The sequence below is a fragment of the Microbacterium sp. NPDC055312 genome (assembly GCF_053645675.1).
The window spans coordinates 62906-80089 of sequence record NZ_JBSHMU010000004.1 but is presented as its reverse complement, the minus strand read 5'-3'; the positions used below and the strand labels follow the sequence as shown (position 1 = coordinate 80089).

The 17184-nt window shown below is 68.4% G+C and carries 17 protein-coding genes; 10 read left to right on the top strand and 7 right to left on the bottom strand.

Features of this window, described 5'->3' with window-relative positions:
* Positions 1–6 precede the first annotated feature (6 nt).
* From ACWIDW_RS11575 to ACWIDW_RS11555, 5 genes are all read right to left on the bottom strand, one after another.
* Entirely contained in the window at positions 7–1299 is a 1293-nt protein-coding gene (locus ACWIDW_RS11575; protein WP_454125443.1) for an ABC transporter permease, read from the bottom strand.
* Positions 1296–2597, bottom strand: a complete 1302-nt coding sequence (locus tag ACWIDW_RS11570) for an ABC transporter permease (protein WP_454125441.1) — start codon at positions 2595–2597, stop codon at positions 1296–1298. The genes ACWIDW_RS11575 and ACWIDW_RS11570 overlap by 4 nt, the downstream gene beginning before the upstream one ends.
* The gene (locus tag ACWIDW_RS11565) at positions 2594–4147 is read right to left on the bottom strand and encodes an ABC transporter ATP-binding protein (protein ID WP_454125440.1); all 1554 of its coding nucleotides are present in this window, start codon (positions 4145–4147) and stop codon (positions 2594–2596) included. Before ACWIDW_RS11565 ends, ACWIDW_RS11570 begins: the two co-directional genes overlap by 4 nt.
* 105 nt (positions 4148–4252) lie before the next feature.
* Positions 4253–5350, bottom strand: coding sequence for a BMP family lipoprotein (locus ACWIDW_RS11560; RefSeq protein WP_454125439.1), 1098 nt, complete (start codon positions 5348–5350; stop codon positions 4253–4255).
* 154 nt (positions 5351–5504) lie between these two features.
* A complete protein-coding gene (locus tag ACWIDW_RS11555) occupies positions 5505–6617 on the bottom strand; it encodes a mannose-1-phosphate guanylyltransferase (RefSeq protein WP_313355429.1) in 1113 nt (370 codons plus the stop codon).
* 169 nt (positions 6618–6786) lie between these two features.
* On the opposite strand from ACWIDW_RS11555, the gene sdhC reads away from it, so the two are divergent.
* From sdhC to ACWIDW_RS11515, 8 genes are all read left to right on the top strand, one after another.
* On the top strand, positions 6787–7254 hold the full coding sequence (gene sdhC, locus ACWIDW_RS11550; RefSeq protein ID WP_454125437.1) for a succinate dehydrogenase, cytochrome b556 subunit: 468 nt from the start codon (positions 6787–6789) through the stop codon (positions 7252–7254).
* Positions 7254–7694, top strand: a complete 441-nt coding sequence (locus ACWIDW_RS11545) for a succinate dehydrogenase hydrophobic membrane anchor subunit (RefSeq protein ID WP_454125435.1) — start codon at positions 7254–7256, stop codon at positions 7692–7694. The genes sdhC and ACWIDW_RS11545 overlap by 1 nt, the downstream gene beginning before the upstream one ends.
* Before the next feature lie 17 nt (positions 7695–7711).
* Positions 7712–9517: a succinate dehydrogenase flavoprotein subunit gene (gene sdhA / locus ACWIDW_RS11540; RefSeq protein WP_454125434.1), complete on the top strand. Its 1806-nt coding sequence runs from the start codon at positions 7712–7714 to the stop codon at positions 9515–9517.
* A gap of 2 nt (positions 9518–9519) precedes the next feature.
* Positions 9520–10287: a succinate dehydrogenase iron-sulfur subunit gene (locus ACWIDW_RS11535; protein ID WP_454125432.1), complete on the top strand. Its 768-nt coding sequence runs from the start codon at positions 9520–9522 to the stop codon at positions 10285–10287.
* 14 nt (positions 10288–10301) lie between these two features.
* Positions 10302–11288, top strand: coding sequence for a YihY/virulence factor BrkB family protein (locus tag ACWIDW_RS11530; RefSeq protein WP_454125430.1), 987 nt, complete (start codon positions 10302–10304; stop codon positions 11286–11288).
* 10 nt (positions 11289–11298) lie between these two features.
* Positions 11299–12192: an exodeoxyribonuclease III gene (locus ACWIDW_RS11525; protein WP_454125428.1), complete on the top strand. Its 894-nt coding sequence runs from the start codon at positions 11299–11301 to the stop codon at positions 12190–12192.
* 81 nt (positions 12193–12273) lie between these two features.
* A complete protein-coding gene (trpS, locus tag ACWIDW_RS11520; RefSeq protein WP_454125426.1) occupies positions 12274–13278 on the top strand; it encodes a tryptophan--tRNA ligase in 1005 nt (334 codons plus the stop codon).
* A gap of 185 nt (positions 13279–13463) precedes the next feature.
* Positions 13464–13901, top strand: coding sequence for a hypothetical protein (locus ACWIDW_RS11515; protein WP_454125425.1), 438 nt, complete (start codon positions 13464–13466; stop codon positions 13899–13901).
* Positions 13902–13937: 36 nt separating this feature from the next.
* Here ACWIDW_RS11515 and pth read toward each other — a convergent pair whose 3' ends face one another.
* Both pth and ACWIDW_RS11505 read right to left on the bottom strand, forming a co-directional pair.
* The gene (gene pth, locus ACWIDW_RS11510; protein ID WP_454125423.1) at positions 13938–14516 is read right to left on the bottom strand and encodes an aminoacyl-tRNA hydrolase; all 579 of its coding nucleotides are present in this window, start codon (positions 14514–14516) and stop codon (positions 13938–13940) included.
* A 74-nt stretch (positions 14517–14590) separates the two neighbouring features.
* Complete coding sequence (locus tag ACWIDW_RS11505; RefSeq protein WP_454125421.1) at positions 14591–15199, bottom strand: 50S ribosomal protein L25/general stress protein Ctc; 609 nt, start codon at positions 15197–15199, stop codon at positions 14591–14593.
* Positions 15200–15412: 213 nt separating this feature from the next.
* Here ACWIDW_RS11505 and ACWIDW_RS11500 point away from each other — a divergent pair, with 213 nt between their 5' ends.
* The gene (locus ACWIDW_RS11500) at positions 15413–15538 is read left to right on the top strand and encodes a hypothetical protein (protein WP_454125419.1); all 126 of its coding nucleotides are present in this window, start codon (positions 15413–15415) and stop codon (positions 15536–15538) included.
* A 91-nt stretch (positions 15539–15629) separates the two neighbouring features.
* Entirely contained in the window at positions 15630–17117 is a 1488-nt protein-coding gene (gndA, locus tag ACWIDW_RS11495; protein ID WP_454125417.1) for an NADP-dependent phosphogluconate dehydrogenase, read from the top strand.
* The last annotated feature ends 67 nt before the right edge of the window (positions 17118–17184 follow it).

Sequence of the window (17184 nt, the reverse complement as noted above, 5' to 3'; positions counted from 1 at the left end):
GTTCTCCTAAGACTTGATGTACGGCTCGCCGTCGGCGGCCGGCGGGCGGGAGCGCCCGACGAGGCCGGCCACGGCGAAGATCGTCACGATGTACGGAAGCATGAGCATGAACTGGCTGGGCACCGGCGAGCCGATGACGCTGAGCACGCCCTGCAGGTTGGTGGCGAAGCCGAACAGCAGCGCGGCGAGCGTCGCGCGAATCGGATCCCACTTTCCGAAGATCACCGCGGCGAGGGCGATGAAGCCCGCGCCCGCCGTCATCTCCTGGTTGAACCGCGGCACCGACACCAGCGTGTAGAAGGCGCCGCCGAGGCCGGCGACGGCACCGCCGAGCAGCACGGCGCGGTAGCGGGTCGCGGCCACCTTGATGCCGACCGTGTCGGCCGCCTGCGGGTGCTCGCCCACGGCGCGCAGGCGCAGGCCCCAGCGGGTGCGGTACAGCCCGAACCAGACCAGCGCGACGACCGCATACATCAGGTACACGATGAAGGACTGCTGGAACAGGATCGGTCCGATCAGCGGGATCTCGCTGAGCAGCGGGATGGGAACGACCGAGAAGGTGTCGGGGCTGTTCATGGTCTCGGTGTTCGGGGCGAGCACCTGGCGGAACAGGAAGGTCGTGATGCCGATCACGAGCACGTTCAGCACCACACCGACGATGACCTGGTCGACGTAGTAGGTGATCGTGAACACGCCGAGCACGAGCGCGACGAGCACGCCGGCGAGCATGGCCGCGATGAGGCCGGCCCACGGGGTGCCGGCGAGCGACCCGGCGACGGCCGCGGTGAAAGCGCCGGCGAGCATCTGCGCTTCGATCGCGATGTTCACCACACCCGCCCGCTCTCCGATCACGCCGCCGAGGGCACCGAAGATCAGCGGGGTGGCCAGGGCGAGCGCACCGGCCAGCAGGCCGATCATCGGCAGCGTCGCGCCGGCGCCGGCCCAGGCGAGGAATCCGATCAGCAGCACGGCGACGTACACGACGATGAGCCAGAGCGGCAAGCGACGGTGCGCCATCACGGTCATCGCCGCGTAGCCGGTGCACAGCGCCAGCAGCACCACCGCGATCCACGCCGTGGGCGTCGCCGGCAGCAGCACGTCGGGCACGGCGATCGCGGCGTTCTGCTCGGCGAGCCGGAAGGTCGTCATGCCCTCGCGTGGCACCAGCAGCGGCAGCAGGGCGAAGAGCACGGTGAAGATGCCGAAGATGATCGGCGCCTTCCACGACACGACGGCGACGACGCGCGGCTGGTCGATGTCGCCCTGCGGCGCATCGTTCACGGGGGTGGTGAGGCTCATGCCGACACCTTCTTTCCTTCAGCCGATTCGGCGCGGCGGGCGCGTGCCGCCTTCTTGGCGCGGCGCGAAGGCCGGCCGGGCTGCGGCAGCCCGAAGATCGCGCGCACCAGCGGGGGCGCGGCGATGAAGAGCACGATCAGCGACTGCACGACGAGGATGATCTCGACCGGGATGCCCTGCGAGGACTGCATCGTGAAACCGCCGGTCTTGAACGCGCCGAACAGCAGACCGGCGAACAGGATGCCGATCGGCGACGAGCGCCCGAGCAGCGCCACCGTGATCGCGTCGAAGCCGATGCCCGCGTCGATGCCGCCGCTGAAGCCGCGCACCTCGGTGCCCAGCACCTGGCTCACACCGGCGATGCCGACGAGCGCGCCGGCGATGAGCATCACGACGAAGTACATCCGGCCCACGTCGATGCCGGCGACCCGCGCGGCGGACGGGTTCTCACCCACGGCGCGGAAGCGGAAGCCGAGCGCGGAGCGCTCGAGCAGCCACCAGGTGAACGCGACGGCGACCAGCGCGAGCAGGAAGCCGGCGTGCAGCTTGTACGAGGGCCCGAGCAGCTGCGGCAGCAACGCTGTCTCGGCCATCGGCGCGGTCTTCGGGTTGCTCGATCCCGGCGCCTGGAGAAGACCCTGCGTCGCCAGCATCCAGGCGAGCAGGTAGAACGCGATGTGGTTGAGCATGATCGTGGTGATCACCTCGTGCGCTCCGGTGCGTGCCTTCAGCAGGCCCGCGATACCCGCCCAGAGAGCGGCGGCGACCAGACCGGCGACGATCGCGACGAACAGGTGCAGTCCCATCGGCAGGTCCATCGCGGTGGCGACGTACCCGGCGGCGGCCGCGGCGAGCAGCATCTGACCCTGACCGCCGATGTTGAACAGGCCGGCGCGGAACGCGAGTCCCACACCGAGACCGGCCGCGATCAGCGGGGTCGCGAACTTCAGCGTCTCGGTGAGCGGACGGATGCCCTTCTCGAACGTGTCGGCGTTGAAGTTGTAGATCGCGCCGCGGAACAGCGCCGCGTACGCGCCGGTCACGGCCTCCCAGATCGCGGCGAAGGTGTCGCCGGGCTGCGCGAAGAAGTATCCCGACGCGGCCTGCACCTCCTCGTTCGTGGCGGCGATCATGATCGAGCCGACGATCACCGCGAGCAGCACGGCCAGCAGCGAGATGATGCCGTTGCCGGTGACGATCGCCTGCAGGGTGGTCTGCCAGCGCGACGGGGCGATCTTCGTCTCGGGCTCGGCGAGCGGTGCTGACCGCTGCGGCGCCGGTGCCTGGGTGTCGCTCACTTCGTCTCTCCGTTCGTGGCGGGGATCGGGCTCGCCGTCGTCGCGGCCTCTGTCTCGGACATGCCTGCCATCATCAGACCGAGCTTCTCGCGCGACGTGCTGCCGGGCACGATGCCCATGATGCGACCGCGGTACATCACCAGGATGCGATCGGCGAGGGCTGCGACCTCGTCGAGCTCGGTGGAGATGACGATCACCGGCACGCCCGCATCGCGCGTCTCGATGACCCGCTTGTGGATGAACTCGATCGACCCGACGTCGACGCCGCGGGTCGGCTGGGCTGCCAGGAACAGCGCGAGGTCTCGGCTCAGCTCACGCGCGAGCACGACCTTCTGCTGGTTTCCGCCAGACAGCCTTCCCGCCGCCTGCTGCGGGCCCTGGGTGCGGATGTCGAACTCGGCGATGCGATCGTGCGCGAAGTCGTGCAGCAGCGAGCGCTGCACGGTGCCGGCCTTCACGAACGGCGACCCGTGGGAGCGATCGAGCATGAGGTTCTCGGCGATCGAGAACTCCTTCACCAGTCCGTCGACGCTGCGGTCCTCGGGGACGAAGCCGACACCGGCATCCAGGATCTGCCGCACCGAGCGGCCGACCAGCTCCTGACCGTCGAGACGGATGCTGCCGCTGACGTTGTCCTGCAGGCCGATGATCGCCTCGGTGAGCTCGGTCTGACCGTTGCCCTGCACGCCGGCGATCGCGAGCACCTCGCCGCCGCGCACCTCGAAGGACGCGCCGTCCACGACGACGGTGCCGGCCGGGTCGGTGACGGTGAGGTCGGTCACGGTGAGACCGTTGTCGCGTACGGCCGGTGCGCCCTTGTGCACGGTGAGTTCGACGGCGCGGCCGACCATGAGCGAGGCGAGCTCTTCGTTAGACGCGGTCGGCGACGCCTCGCCGACGACCTTGCCGAGGCGGATGACGGTGATGCGGTCGGCGACCTCGCGCACCTCGCGCAGTTTGTGCGTGATGAAGACGATCGAGGTGCCCTGGGCCTTGAGCTGACGCATCGTCGCCATCAGCTCGTCGGTCTCCTGCGGGGTGAGCACCGCCGTCGGCTCGTCGAACACCAGCACGCGCGCTTCGCGCGCGAGCGCCTTGATGATCTCGACGCGCTGCTGCACGCCGACCGGAAGGTCCTCGACGATCGCATCGGGGTCGACGTCGAAGCCGAAGCGATCGGAGATCTCGCGCACGCGGGCGCGCGCCGCGTTCAGGTCGAGCCGTCCGCCGAAGGTGGTCTGCTCGTGACCGAGCATGACGTTCTCGGCGACGGTGAAGACCGGGATCAGCATGAAGTGCTGATGCACCATGCCGATGCCTGCGGCCATCGCGTCACCGGGTCCGGCGAAGTGCTGCACGGCGTCGTCCAGCAGGATGTCGCCCTCGTCGGCCTGGTAGAGGCCGTAGAGCACGTTCATCAGGGTCGACTTGCCGGCGCCGTTCTCGCCGAGGAGACAGTGGATCTCACCGGCCTCGACGGTGAGATCGATGTGGTCGTTGGCTGTCAGCGCGCCGAATCTCTTGGTGATGCCGCGCAGTTCAAGCTTCATGTTCTGATCCTATTCAGGCAGAAACAGGGAAGCCGGCATTCGCCGACTCCTGTTCAGGCAGAAACGGGGAGGCCGGCTTCCGCCGACCTCCCCGATCCAGGAGCCTTACTTGCTCAGGTACGAGGTGACCTCGACCTTGCCGTCGATGATGTCCTGCTGCAGCTGCTTGACTTCGTCCTGCAGCGCCGAGTCCACCTTGTCGGCGAAGTTGTGCAGATCGGCGATGCCGACGCCCTTGTTCTCGAGCGTGCCGATGTACGCCTCGGCGTCGAACTCGCCCTCACCGCTGGAGAGCACGGCCTCGTAGGTCGAGAGGTCCATGGCCTTCAGCACCGAGGTGAGCACCACATCGGCGGTGGACGGGTCGGTCTCGAACAGGTCGGCGTCCGCGCCGATCAGGGCGATGTCCTTGCCGGACTCCTTGATCGCCTGCTGCGCCGACTGGTAGATCGGGCCGCCGACGGGGAGGATCACGTCGACACCCTGGTTGAGGATGTTCACCGCGACCTGCTTGGCGTCGGGGTTCGCCTCGAAGCCACCCGTGAACGAGCCGGTCTTGCCGTCCCAGCCGACGACCTGGACGTCCTTGCCCTTGACCTCGTTGTAGTGGTCGACGCCCTGCTTGAAGCCGTCCATGAAGATGGTGACGGTCGGGAACTCCATGCCACCGAAGGTGCCGACCTTGCCGGTCTTCGAGTAGCCGGCCGACAGGTAGCCCGCGAGGAATGCGGCCTCAGCGGTGTCGTACAGCAGCGGCTTGACGTTGTCGGCGTCCTTCTTGCCGTCGAAGTCGTTGTCGGCGGCGTCGTCGACGAGGATGAAGTCGATGTCCTCGTTCGCGGTGGCGGCCTCGACGGTCGCCTGCGACAGCGCGAAGCCGACGGCGACGATCACGTTGCAGCCCTCGTCGACGAGGTTGGTGATGTTCGGGCCGTACTCGGTCTCGGCGTTCGACTGAACATCCTTGAGCTTGACGCCCAGCTCGTCAGCGGCCTTCTTGGCGCCCTCGAACGAGAGCTGGTTGAACGACTTGTCGTCGAAGCCGCCCATGTCGGAGACGATGCACGGCAGGAAGTCGGACTCGGTCTTGCCCCCGCTGGCGCCTGGCTTGTCTGTGGGTGCCTGGCCGCACGCGGCGAGACTCAGGACGACGCCGGCGGCAACGGTGACGCCGAGCAGCTTCTTGGTGATGGAGATGGACACTCATGCCTCCCGGGTGATCTCCGCGGACATCGCGGATCGCTCGAGGTTACCCAGTGTTACGCGCGTGACGCACGTCATGCTCAGAAGTGCTGGCGAAAGGTTACAAACCTGCAATGATGACCGCCCTGCAGCATGGCCATCTGCGACAGCGCTGTCAGAGCACGTCGCCCCGGCCGGTGAGCTTCAGCGACTCGACCACACCCTTGACCCGCTGCGCGTGCTCGACCGTGGTCACCAGCAGCGCGTCGTCGGTGTCGACCACGACGATGTCCTGCACCCCGACCAGGCTGATCACGCGCGAGGTCTGCGACACGAGGATGCCGCTGGCGGCATCCGACAGCACGCGCGCCCTCGGGCCGAGCACCGCGAGGTCGTTCTTGCGGCCGTTGGTGATGAGCTTCGTGAGCGACGCGAAGTCGCCGACGTCGTCCCAGTCGAAGTGCCCCGGCACCACGGCCAGACGTCCGCGCTCGGCGGCAGGCTCCGCCACGGCGTAGTCGATGGCGATCTTCTTCAGCTTCGGCCAGATGCGGTCGACCGCAGGGCCCCGCCGGTCGCGGTCGTCCCAGGCCTCGGCGAGCTCCATGAGCCCCGCGTGCAGTTCGGGTTCGTTGATCCGCAGCTCGTCGAGCAGCACGCTCGCCTTGGCGATGAACATGCCGGCGTTCCAGAGGTGCTCGCGGTCGGCGACATACGCCTTCGCCGTCTCGAGGTCGGGCTTCTCGACGAAGCGCTCCACGAGAGCCGCCTCGCGGGCCCCGTCGACGACGAGCTCCTCCCCCTTCTTGATGTAGCCGAAGCCGATGGCGGGCTCGGTCGGGCTGATCCCGATCGTGCAGATGTAGCCCTCCCGCGCGACCTCGACGGCGTCGCGGACGGCGAACTCGAAGACGCGCGTGCCGCGGATCACGTGGTCGGCGCTGAACGATCCGATGATGACGTCGGGGTCGCGACGATGCAGGATCGCGGCGGCCAGCCCGATCGCCGCCGCCGACTCGCGCGGCTCCGATTCGAGGAAGACGTTGGCGTCCGGGATGCCGGGCAGCTGAGCCTCCACGGCGGCGCGATGCGCCCGCCCCGTGACCACGGCGATGCGGTCCGCTCCGGCGAGGGGCTCCAGGCGATCCCACGTGTCGCGCAGCAGCGAGTGCCCCGAGCCGGTGAGGTCGTGAAGGAACTTCGGGGCATCCGCCCGCGACAGCGGCCACAGCCGGCTGCCGATGCCACCAGCCGGGATGACCGCGTAGAAGTCGTCGATTCGCGCCATGCGTCACACCTTAGCCGGGGTGTCTCCCACCGAGCCCGGCCGATAAGGGTGCCCTTCGTCGCCTTCAGCCTTCTGACAGGAATAGGCGACCCGGGCGCTAAGGGTGCCCTTCGTCGCCTTCAGCCTTCTGACAGGAATAGGATGAGTGAGGTCGGGCGTGCCCGGATGCATGCACGACGTCTCATCGATCAGGGAGGACGACGTGTCCACGAGCACACGCTTGACACCGTCGGTTTCGGAGACCACATCGAGGTCTCCACGCGGCACACTGTATCGGGGCCGTGAAGGCATGTGGTCGTGGGTGCTGCACCGCATCACGGGCGTCGCGATCTTCTTCTTCCTGCTGGTGCACGTCCTCGACACGGCGCTCATCCGCGTGTCGCCCGCGGCCTACGACGTCGTCATCGGCGCGTACAAGAACCCGATCATGGCGTTCGGCGAGGTGGTGCTGGTCGCCGGCATCGCGTTCCACGCGATGAACGGACTGCGCATCATCGTCGTCGACTTCTGGTCGAAGGGCGCGCAGTACCAGCGTCACCTGTTCTGGATCGTCCTCGGCGTCTGGGCCGTGATCATGGCGGGCTTCGTGCCGCGTCATCTCATGCTCGCGTTCGCCGGATTCGGAGGGGGCAACTGATGTCCGCCCAGACCATCGCACCCGCCCGTCGCCAGCGCGGCGTCAACCTCGAGAAGTGGGGCTGGCTGTTCATGCGCGGCTCCGGCGTGCTGCTCGTCGTGCTCATCTTCGGCCATCTGTTCGTCAACCTCATGGTCGGCGAGGGCATCCACGCGGTCGACTTCGCCTTCGTCGCGGGCAAGTACGCCACGCCGTTCTGGCAGTGGTGGGACGTGCTGATGCTGTGGCTCGCGCTCATCCACGGCTCCAACGGCATGCGCACGATCGTCAACGACTACGTCACCCACGAGAAGGTCCGCACGGCTCTCGTCTGGGCGCTGGGCCTGGCGGCGGCGCTCCTCATCATCCTCGGCACCCTCGTGGTGTTCACGTTCGATCCCTGCGCGGGCGTCTTCGAAGACGGCGCGATGTGGGAGACCTGCCAGGCACTGGGCAAGTAAGCGAAGAAGGCAGATCATTGACTACGCAGACCTCTGACTCCGTCGTGCGCGACGGCGTGCACTACCACCAGTTCGACATCGTCATCGTGGGCGCCGGCGGCGCCGGCATGCGGGCGGCCATCGAGGCCGGTCCCGGCGCGAAGACCGCCGTGATCACGAAGCTGTACCCCACGCGTTCGCACACCGGTGCGGCGCAGGGCGGCATGGCTGCGGCCCTCGCGAACGTCGAGGACGACAACTGGGAGTGGCACACCTACGACACGGTCAAGGGCGGTGACTACCTCGTCGATCAGGATGCGGCGGAGATCCTCGCCAAGGAGGCCATCGACGCGGTCATCGACCTCGAGAACATGGGTCTGCCGTTCAACCGCACGCCCGACGGCAAGATCGATCAGCGTCGCTTCGGCGGTCACACCGCCGAGCACGGCAAGACTCCCGTCCGCCGCGCCTGCTACGCGGCGGACCGCACCGGTCACATGATCCTGCAGACGCTGTTCCAGAACTGCGTCAAGCTCGGCATCAACTTCTTCAACGAGTTCTACGTGCTCGACCTGATCACCGTGAAGGACGCCGCGGGCGCCACGCAGGTCGCGGGCGTCGTCGCATACGACCTCGCCACCGGCGAACTGCACGTGTTCCAGTCGAAGGCCGTGATCTTCGCGACCGGCGGCTTCGGCAAGATCTTCAAGACCACGTCGAACGCGCACACCCTCACGGGTGACGGCGTCGGCATCATCTGGCGCAAGGGGCTGCCGCTCGAGGACCTCGAGTTCTTCCAGTTCCACCCGACGGGCCTGGCCGGCCTCGGCATCCTCCTCACCGAGGGCGCGCGCGGCGAGGGAGCCATCCTGCGTAACGCCTCGGGTGAGCGCTTCATGGAGCGCTACGCGCCCACCATCAAGGACCTCGCACCGCGCGACATCGTCGCACGCAGCATGGTGCAGGAGGTGCTCGACGGTCGCGGCGCCGGCCCGCACAAGGACTACGTGCTGCTGGACTGCACGCACCTGGGCGCCGAGGTGCTCGAGACCAAGCTGCCCGACATCACCGAGTTCGCCCGCACCTACCTGGGCGTCGACCCGGTCGTCGAGCCCGTGCCGGTGATGCCGACCGCGCACTACGCGATGGGCGGCATCCCGACCAACAACGATGCCGAGGTGCTCTCCGACAACTCGACCGTGGTGCCCGGCCTGTACGCCGCCGGCGAATGCGCGTGCGTGTCGGTGCACGGCTCGAACCGCCTGGGCACCAACTCGCTGCTCGACATCAACGTGTTCGGCAAGCGCGCCGGACGCAACGCCGTCGAATACGTCAAGACCGCCGACTTCGTGCCGCTGCCGGAGAACCCCGCCGCGTTCGTGAAGGACATGGTGGAGGGTCTGCGCAACAACCAGGGCACCGAGCGCATCGCCGTGCTGCGCAAGACACTGCAGGACGAGATGGACAAGGGCGCCCAGGTGTTCCGCACCGAGGAGTCGCTGACTCACGTGCTCGGCGTCATCGAGGAGCTGCGCGAGCGCTACAAGAACATCCACGTCGACGACAAGGGCAAGCGGTTCAACACCGACCTGCTCGAGGCCGTCGAGCTGGGCTTCCTGCTCGACATCGCAGAGGTCGTCGTCTACGCCGCGCGCAACCGCAAGGAGAGCCGCGGCGGTCACATGCGCGACGACTTCCCGAAGCGCGACGACGAGAACTACATGAAGCACACGATGGCCTACCTCGTGGGCGACGCGCACTCGTCCGACGCCACCGACCACATCAAACTGGACTGGAAGCCCGTGGTCATCACGAACTATCAGCCCATGGAGAGGAAGTACTGATCATGACCGATGTCGTAGAGGCACACGCTGACGCCGCGAACGACTCGGGAGTGCAGTCCTTCCTGGTCACCTTCAACATCCGCCGCTTCGACCCCGAGGTCGACGAGGAGCCGCGCTGGGTCGACTACGACGTCGAGCTGTACGCGACCGACCGCGTGCTCGACGCGCTGCACAAGATCAAGTGGGAGGTCGACGGCTCGCTGTCGTTCCGCCGCTCGTGTGCGCACGGCATCTGCGGTTCGGATGCCATGCGCATCAACGGCCGCAACCGCCTGGCCTGCAAGACGCTGATCAAGGACCTCGACATCTCGAAGCCGATCTACGTCGAGGCCATCAAGGGCCTTCCGCTCGAGAAGGACCTCATCGTCGACATGGAGCCGTTCTTCGCGTCCTACCGCGAGGTGCAGCCGTTCCTCATCGCGAACTCCGCGCCCGAGAAGGGCAAGGAGCGCGTGCAGTCGATCACCGACCGGGCGATCTTCGACGACACCACGAAGTGCATCCTGTGCGCCGCGTGCACCTCGTCGTGCCCGATCTTCTGGACCGACGGGCAGTACTTCGGTCCTGCGGCGATCGTGAACGCGCACCGCTTCATCTTCGACTCGCGCGACGACGCGGGCGACGTGCGCCTCGACATCCTGAACGACAAGGAGGGCGTGTGGCGCTGCCGCACGACCTTCAACTGCACCGAGGCGTGCCCGCGCGGCATCGAGGTCACCAAGGCGATCGCCGAGGTCAAGCAGGCCGTCCTGCGCGGCGGCTCCCGCTGAGCGCAACCAGAGCCATGCGCGCCCGACTGACTCGTTCAGCCGGGCGCGCTGCTGTGTGGGGGAGGCGGATCGCCGCCCTGTTCCCGGTGCGGGTGTGGCGGCACTTCCTGCGCCGCAACGGCTTCCTGCTGTCGGCCGGCATGGCGTATCAGGCACTGTTCGCGCTGTTCGCGCTGCTCTACGTCGCCTTCGCGGGCGCCGGGCTCTGGGTCGGCGGCAGCGACGCGGCGGTCGACACGATGATCCGGATCGTGAACAGCTACATCCCCGGTTTCATCGGCGCCGACGGGATCGTGGAGCCGGATGCCGTGCGGGGGGTGGCGAGCTCCGCGACCGGCGCGTTCACCCTCACCGGAGTCATCGCCGCGGTCGTCGTGGTGTGGACGGGGATCGGCGCGGTCACGTTCACCCGTCGCGCGGTGCGCGGCATCTTCGGCCTGCCCTTCGACACCCGCAGCTACGTGCTGCTGAAGCTGCGCGACGCGGCGGCCGCACTCGTGTTCGGGGTGAGCCTGCTGCTCGGCGCGGCGATCAGCGTCGGCGGCGTGTGGGCCCTGCGCGCGCTGCTCGAGCTGCTCGGGCAGGAGGTGCCCGGCACCACGACCCGCACCCTCGTCTCGATCTCGTCGGCGCTGGTCGTGGTCGTCATCGACGTCGCGGCCATCGCCGCCCTGGTGCGGTTCCTGACCGGCACGGAGATCCGGTGGCGGCGGATCCTGCCCGGAGCCGTGCTGGGCGGCGTCGCCGTGGCCGTGCTGCAGCTCGGCGCCGGTCTGCTGGCGGCGCACACCCCGGGGAACCCGCTGCTGGCGACCTTCGCGGTGATGGTCGGGCTTCTGCTGTGGTGCCGCGTGATCGCCGCGGTGATCCTGCTGGCGGCATCCTGGATCGCCCTGAGCGCCGACGACCGCAACGAGCCGCTGCGCGACAGCGGAGCGCTGCCGCTGCTGCGAGCAACTGCCGTGCGACGGTCGCGTCGGGATGTCCGATCCCGTCGTTAGGCTGGATGCCATGCCCCACCTGCGTATCGCCTCTGTCAACGTCAACGGCGTCCGCGCCGCCGTCCGCAACGGGATGCACGCGTGGCTCGAGCAGGCCGACGTCGACATCCTCACCCTGCAGGAGGTGCGCGCCGACGACGAGCACCTCGAAGCGGCCTTCCCCGACTGGCAGATCGTGCACGACAAGGCCACCGCGAAAGGTCGAGCCGGCGTCGCGGTGCTCAGCCGCACCCCCGCTCTCGCCAGCCGCACCGCGCTCGGCGCCGACGACTTCGATTCCGCGGGCCGCTGGATCGAAGCCGACTTCGAGATCGGCGGGGCACCACTCACCGTCGTCAGCGCGTACGTGCACTCCGGCGAGGCCGACACCCCGAAGCAGGACGAGAAGTGGAAGTTCCTCGACGCGATGAGCGTGCGCATGGCGCAGCTCGGCGCCGGTGACGCGCATGCGCTCGTCACCGGCGACCTCAACGTCGGCCACCGCCCGTTCGACATCCTGAACTGGAAGGGCAACGTGAAGAAGTCCGGCTTCCTCGCGCGCGAGCGGGCCTATTTCGACCGCTTCCTCGGCGCCGCAGGCGAGAGCGTGGTCGGCCAGGAGGGCGTCGGCCGGGGGATGGTCGGCCAGCTCAGCGACACCCGCTCGTTCGCGTCGGAGGGCGGTGGGCTCGGGCTCGGCTGGATCGATGTGGGCCGCGCACACCACGGCGAGGTTCCCGGGCCGTACACCTGGTGGTCGATGCGGGGCAAGGCGTTCGACAACGACAGCGGCTGGCGGATCGACTACCACCTCGCGACCCCGCCCCTGGCTGCCCGCGCCACCGGGTACTCGGTCGCCCGCGCCGCGACGTACGCGGAGCGCTGGAGCGATCACGCACCTGTGATCGTCGACTACACGTACTGACCCTTCGGCAGGCTCAGGGACCTTCGGCAGGCTCAGGGGCCCAGAACGAGCGCAGAGACGCGAGCCGCATAGGATTGCTTCGTGACCAAACCACGCCTCTACTCCGGAATGCAGCCCTCCGCCGACTCCCTCCAGGCCGGCAACTACATCGGGGCGCTCCTGCAGTGGCGTGACATGCAGAGCTCGTACGACGCGTTCTTCTCGGTAGTCGATCTGCACGCGATCACCGTGCCGCAGGACCCCAGCGAACTGCGCGAGAAGACCCGTCGCACGGCGGCGCAGTACATCGCCGCCGGCATCGAGCCGTCGAAGTCGACGCTGTACGTGCAGTCGCACGTGCGCGCGCACGCTGAACTCGCCTGGATCCTCAGCACCATCACCGGCTTCGGTGAGGCGGGTCGGATGACCCAGTTCAAGGACAAGTCCCAGCGCTACGGCCAGGACTCCGCCTCCGTCGGCCTGTTCACCTATCCGGTGCTGATGGCCGCCGACATCCTGCTCTACCAGAGCGAGCTGGTGCCGGTGGGCGACGACCAGAAGCAGCATGTCGAGCTGACGCGCGATCTGGCCGAGCGGTTCAACAGCCGATTCGGCACGACCTTCACGGTGCCCACCCCGGTGATCCAGAAGGGCACCGCGCGCATCTACGATCTGCAGAACCCGACGTCGAAGATGTCGAAGTCGGCCGAGAGCGACGCCGGGGTGCTGTGGCTGCTCGACGATCCGGCGAAGTCGGCGAAGAAGATCATGCGCGCCGTGACCGACAACGAGGGCTCGGTGCGCTTCGACCGCGAGAACAAGCCCGGGGTGTCGAACCTGCTGACGATCTACGCCGCGCTCACCGGGCGTCAGGTGGGCTCGATCGAAGACGAATACGCCGGACGCGGGTACGGCGATTTCAAGAAGGGGCTGGCCGAGGTCGTCGTCGACGAGTTCGGTTCCGTGCGAGAGCGCGCCATCGCCCTGCTCGATGACCCGGCCGAACTCGACAGGCTGCTGGCGGTGAACGCGGCCAAGGCCGATGAGGTCGCCGACGCCACCCTCGCCGACGTCTACGACCGCGTCGGACTGCTGCGCCGCGTCTGAGGAGCGAGATGACCGATCCCTTCGTCCCCCCCGGGCTGCCTCCCCAGGGTGTCCCGGCTCCCCAGGGTGTCCCGGCTCCCCAGGGTGTCCCGGTTCCCCAGGGTGTCCCGGTTCCCCAGGGTGTCCCGGTTCCCCAGGGTGTCCCGGTTCCCCAGGCGCCACCGCCCGGTGCGTACCGCGTGCCGGTGGGTGGATACCAGGCGCCGGTCGGCGGCTACTCGGCACCTCCCGCTCCGGCACCGTCGCGGGCCCTGGGTGCGATGTCGCTCGCGGCCGCGCTGATCGCCGCCCTCGTCACCCCCGTCGTGGCGGGTGTGCTCGCTCTGCAGATCGGGCTCGCCGTCCCGGTCGACGATCTCGTCAACGGCAGCGGTGACTTCGTGATCGCAGCCCTCTCCCCCGTCCGCATCGAGACGCTGTGGGCGGAGATCATGTTCTGGCTGGGCACCGCGCTCGGGCTGTTCGGGGTGATCGGCGGAATCGTCGCCGTAGCCCGCCGACGTGGACGAGGGATGGGCATCGCCGCGATCGTGATCGCCGCGCTGGGCCCCGGGATCTTCTTCCTCGCCGTGACGCTCATGTACGGCATCGGCAACGGCATCGCCACCGATCCGCTGTTCTGACGCTTCGCGCCCGTCTGCGTCGACCGGATGCGCGGGTCAGCGCGAGTGGTGCCGCTGCTGCGCGGCCAGCAGCCCCTCGTCGACGAGCTGCTCCACAGCATCCGCCGCGTCCGAGATGAAGACGGGCAGCGTCTTCTGCTCGACCGAACCGAACGGCGCGAGCACCCAGTCGGCCGGATCCTGTCGTCCTGGCGGACGCCCGATGCCCGCACGCACGCGCAGGAAGTCGGGGGTCGTGAGGGTTCGCGCGATGTCGCGGACGCCGTTGTGCCCGCCGTGCCCTCCCCCGACCTTCATGCGGATGCTGTCGAACGGGATATCGAGTTCGTCGTGCACGACGATCACGTTCTCGGGCGCCACCGAGTAGAACCGCGCCAGGGCGGCGACGGGGGTGCCGGAGACGTTCATGAACGAGTTGGGCTTGGCCAGTACGAGGCGATCTCCGCCGGGACGCACCCGCGTCTCGACGACGCGCGCACCTGCCTTGTGCTCGCGGAACCGCTCGCCACGACGGTCGGCGAGCTCGTCGACGACCATCTGCCCGATGTTGTGGCGGGTCGCCGCGTAGCGAGGGCCGGGGTTGCCCAGGCCGACGATCAGCCAGGTGGTGGTCATTCGTGTCCCTTTCCAGCGGAAATGACGGAGGGGACGCGATCAGCTCGCGCCCCCTCCGTCGACATCTCAGCGGATCACTCCGCAGCGGCCTCCGCGGCGGGAGCCGAGGCGGCGGCCTCTTCAGCGCCCTCCTCGGCGACCTCAGCGGCAGGGAGGGAGACGGCGACGAGCAGCACATCGGGCTCGTCGAGCAGCGCCGCGCCCTTGGGCAGCGTCACGTCGCCGGCGGTGATGTGCGAGCCCTCTTCCAGACCCTCGACACTGACCTCGAGGTGCTGGGGGATGTGGGTGGCCTCGACCTCGAGCTTGATCGTGGCGAGGTCGACGGTCACGATGGTGCCGCTGAACGACTCGCCGGTGACGATGATCGGCACCTCGACGACGACCTTCTCGCCCTTCTTCACGACCAGCAGGTCGATGTGCTCGATGATCTGGCGCACCGGGTCCTTCTGCACGTCCTTGACGAGCGCGAGCTGCGAGGTGCCGTCGATCTCGAGGTTGAGCAGCGCGTTGGCGCGGCGGATGATGAGCGACACCTGGTGGCCGGGCAGCGCGAGGTGCACGGGGTCGGTGCCGTGGCCGTAGATCACGGCGGGGATCTTGCCGGCGGCGCGCAGGCGGCGGGCGAAGCCCTTGCCGAAGTTCGTGCGGGTCTCGGCGACGACCTTGTTCTCGTCAGACATGTTGTTCTCCTTCAGGCACGCGGGACGGGGCCGCGCGATGGTCATGGTCTCGGAAGCCTCGGTGCGGACACGAAGAGGCGAGACGCTGCGCGGCTGAGGGATTCAGCCGACCACCGGGCTCACGTCACCGCGTCGATCACGGATGCGCGCATGCACGCGCTCCCTCGCCGAGGAACTCCTCCATCGTACCCGAAAGCTCGATAGGCTGTGGGCATGTTCGATGCCGCCTTCCTGTCGCACGTCACCCTCTGGATCATCGGCGCGATCGCCGTCGGCGGCGTCGTGTCGTCGTTCGCCGCGATGTACGCGATGGGACGCTCGGGCTACCGCGAGGACTGACTCGGGCATCCGATCGGGTGAAACGAAGGGATGCCCGAGGGTCGCGCACCGATACCCTGGGATCACGCCCTTCACCACCGAGGAGATCCCTGTGCCCACAGCAGCAGCAGCCAACATCGGAGTCGTCGGACTCGCCGTCATGGGGTCAAACCTGGCCCGCAACCTCGCCAGCCGCGAGGGCAACACGGTGGCCGTGCTGAACCGCTCGCGGGCGAAGACCGACGACCTGGTCGCGCTGCACGCCGACGCCGGTTTCGTGCCCACCTTCTCGTACGAGGAGTTCGCGGCATCGCTGCAGAAGCCGCGCACGGCGATCATCATGGTCAAGGCCGGGCTGGGCACCGACGCGGTGATCGACGAGCTCGTGCGCGTCTTCGAGCCGGGCGACATCATCGTCGACGGCGGCAACGCCTACTTCCCCGACACCATCCGCCGCGAGAAGGCGGTGCGCGAGACGGGCATCAACTTCGTCGGCGCGGGCATCTCGGGCGGCGAAGAGGGTGCCCTGCTCGGCCCGAGCATCATGCCCGGTGGTTCGGCCGAGTCGTGGGTGACCCTCGGCCCGATCCTCGAGTCGATCGCCGCGGTCGCCGAAGGCGAGCCCTGCGTCACGCATGTCGGCACCGGCGGCGCGGGCCACTTCGTGAAGATGGTGCACAACGGCATCGAGTACGCCGACATGCAGCTGATCGCGGAGGCCTACGACCTGATCCGCCGTGGCACGGGCAAGTCGCCGGCCGAGATCGCCGACATCTTCGCCGAGTGGAACACCGGCGAGCTCGAGTCGTACCTGATCGAGATCACCGCCGAGGTGCTGCGCCAGATCGACGCGGAGACCGGCCTGCCCCTCGTCGATGTCATCGTCGACCAGGCGGGTGCCAAGGGCACCGGAGCGTGGACCGTGCAGACCGCGCTCGCGCTCGGCGTCCCCGTCTCGGGCATCGCCGAGGCGACCTTCGCCCGCTCGCTCTCGTCGCACCCCGAGCAGCGCGCGGTCGCCGCGCACCTGCCCGGTCCTTCGACAGGCTCAGGAACCCAGGAGACAGGCTCAGGAACCGACGAGTTCGTCGTCGACGACGTGGACGCCTTCATCGAGGACGTGCGCCTCGCCCTGTACGCATCGAAGATCGTCGCGTACTCCCAGGGCTTCGACGAGATCCGCGCCGGCGCTGCCGAGTACGGCTGGAGCATCGACCTCGGCGCGGTGGCGAAGATCTGGCGCGCCGGGTGCATCATCCGCGCCCAGTTCCTCAACCGCATCGCCGAGGCGTACGCGGGCGAACCCGACCTGCCCGCGCTCCTCACCGCCCCCTACTTCGCCGAGGCGCTCTCGCGCGGTCAGGCCGCGTGGCGTCGGGTCGTCATCGCCGCCGCGCAGGCGGGCATCCCGGCTCCGGCGTTCTCGTCGTCGCTGTCGTACTACGACGGGATCCGCGCCGAGCGCCTGCCCGCCGCCCTCATCCAGGGTCAGCGCGACTTCTTCGGTGCGCACACGTACCGGCGCATCGACAAGGAAGGCACCTTCCACACGCTGTGGTCGGGCGACCGCAGCGAGATCCCCGCGGTCGACACGCACTGATCCCGCCGCGCGATCGGGGCGGCGCTCCTGCGTCGTCCCGATGAGCGCGCGCCCGACAGCGACCGAT

Coding starts and splice junctions, on each gene's coding strand:
- ACWIDW_RS11575 (WP_454125443.1), bottom strand. CDS start 1,299: ATGAGCCTCACCACCCCCGTGAACGATGCGCCGCAGGGCGACATCGAC.
- ACWIDW_RS11565 (WP_454125440.1), bottom strand. CDS start 4,147: ATGAAGCTTGAACTGCGCGGCATCACCAAGAGATTCGGCGCGCTGACA.
- ACWIDW_RS11555 (WP_313355429.1), bottom strand. CDS start 6,617: ATGGCGCGAATCGACGACTTCTACGCGGTCATCCCGGCTGGTGGCATC.
- sdhC (WP_454125437.1), top strand. CDS start 6,787: ATGCACGACGTCTCATCGATCAGGGAGGACGACGTGTCCACGAGCACA.
- ACWIDW_RS11545 (WP_454125435.1), top strand. CDS start 7,254: ATGTCCGCCCAGACCATCGCACCCGCCCGTCGCCAGCGCGGCGTCAAC.
- ACWIDW_RS11535 (WP_454125432.1), top strand. CDS start 9,520: ATGACCGATGTCGTAGAGGCACACGCTGACGCCGCGAACGACTCGGGA.
- ACWIDW_RS11530 (WP_454125430.1), top strand. CDS start 10,302: ATGCGCGCCCGACTGACTCGTTCAGCCGGGCGCGCTGCTGTGTGGGGG.
- ACWIDW_RS11525 (WP_454125428.1), top strand. CDS start 11,299: ATGCCCCACCTGCGTATCGCCTCTGTCAACGTCAACGGCGTCCGCGCC.
- pth (WP_454125423.1), bottom strand. CDS start 14,516: ATGACCACCACCTGGCTGATCGTCGGCCTGGGCAACCCCGGCCCTCGC.
- ACWIDW_RS11505 (WP_454125421.1), bottom strand. CDS start 15,199: ATGTCTGACGAGAACAAGGTCGTCGCCGAGACCCGCACGAACTTCGGC.
- ACWIDW_RS11500 (WP_454125419.1), top strand. CDS start 15,413: ATGTTCGATGCCGCCTTCCTGTCGCACGTCACCCTCTGGATCATCGGC.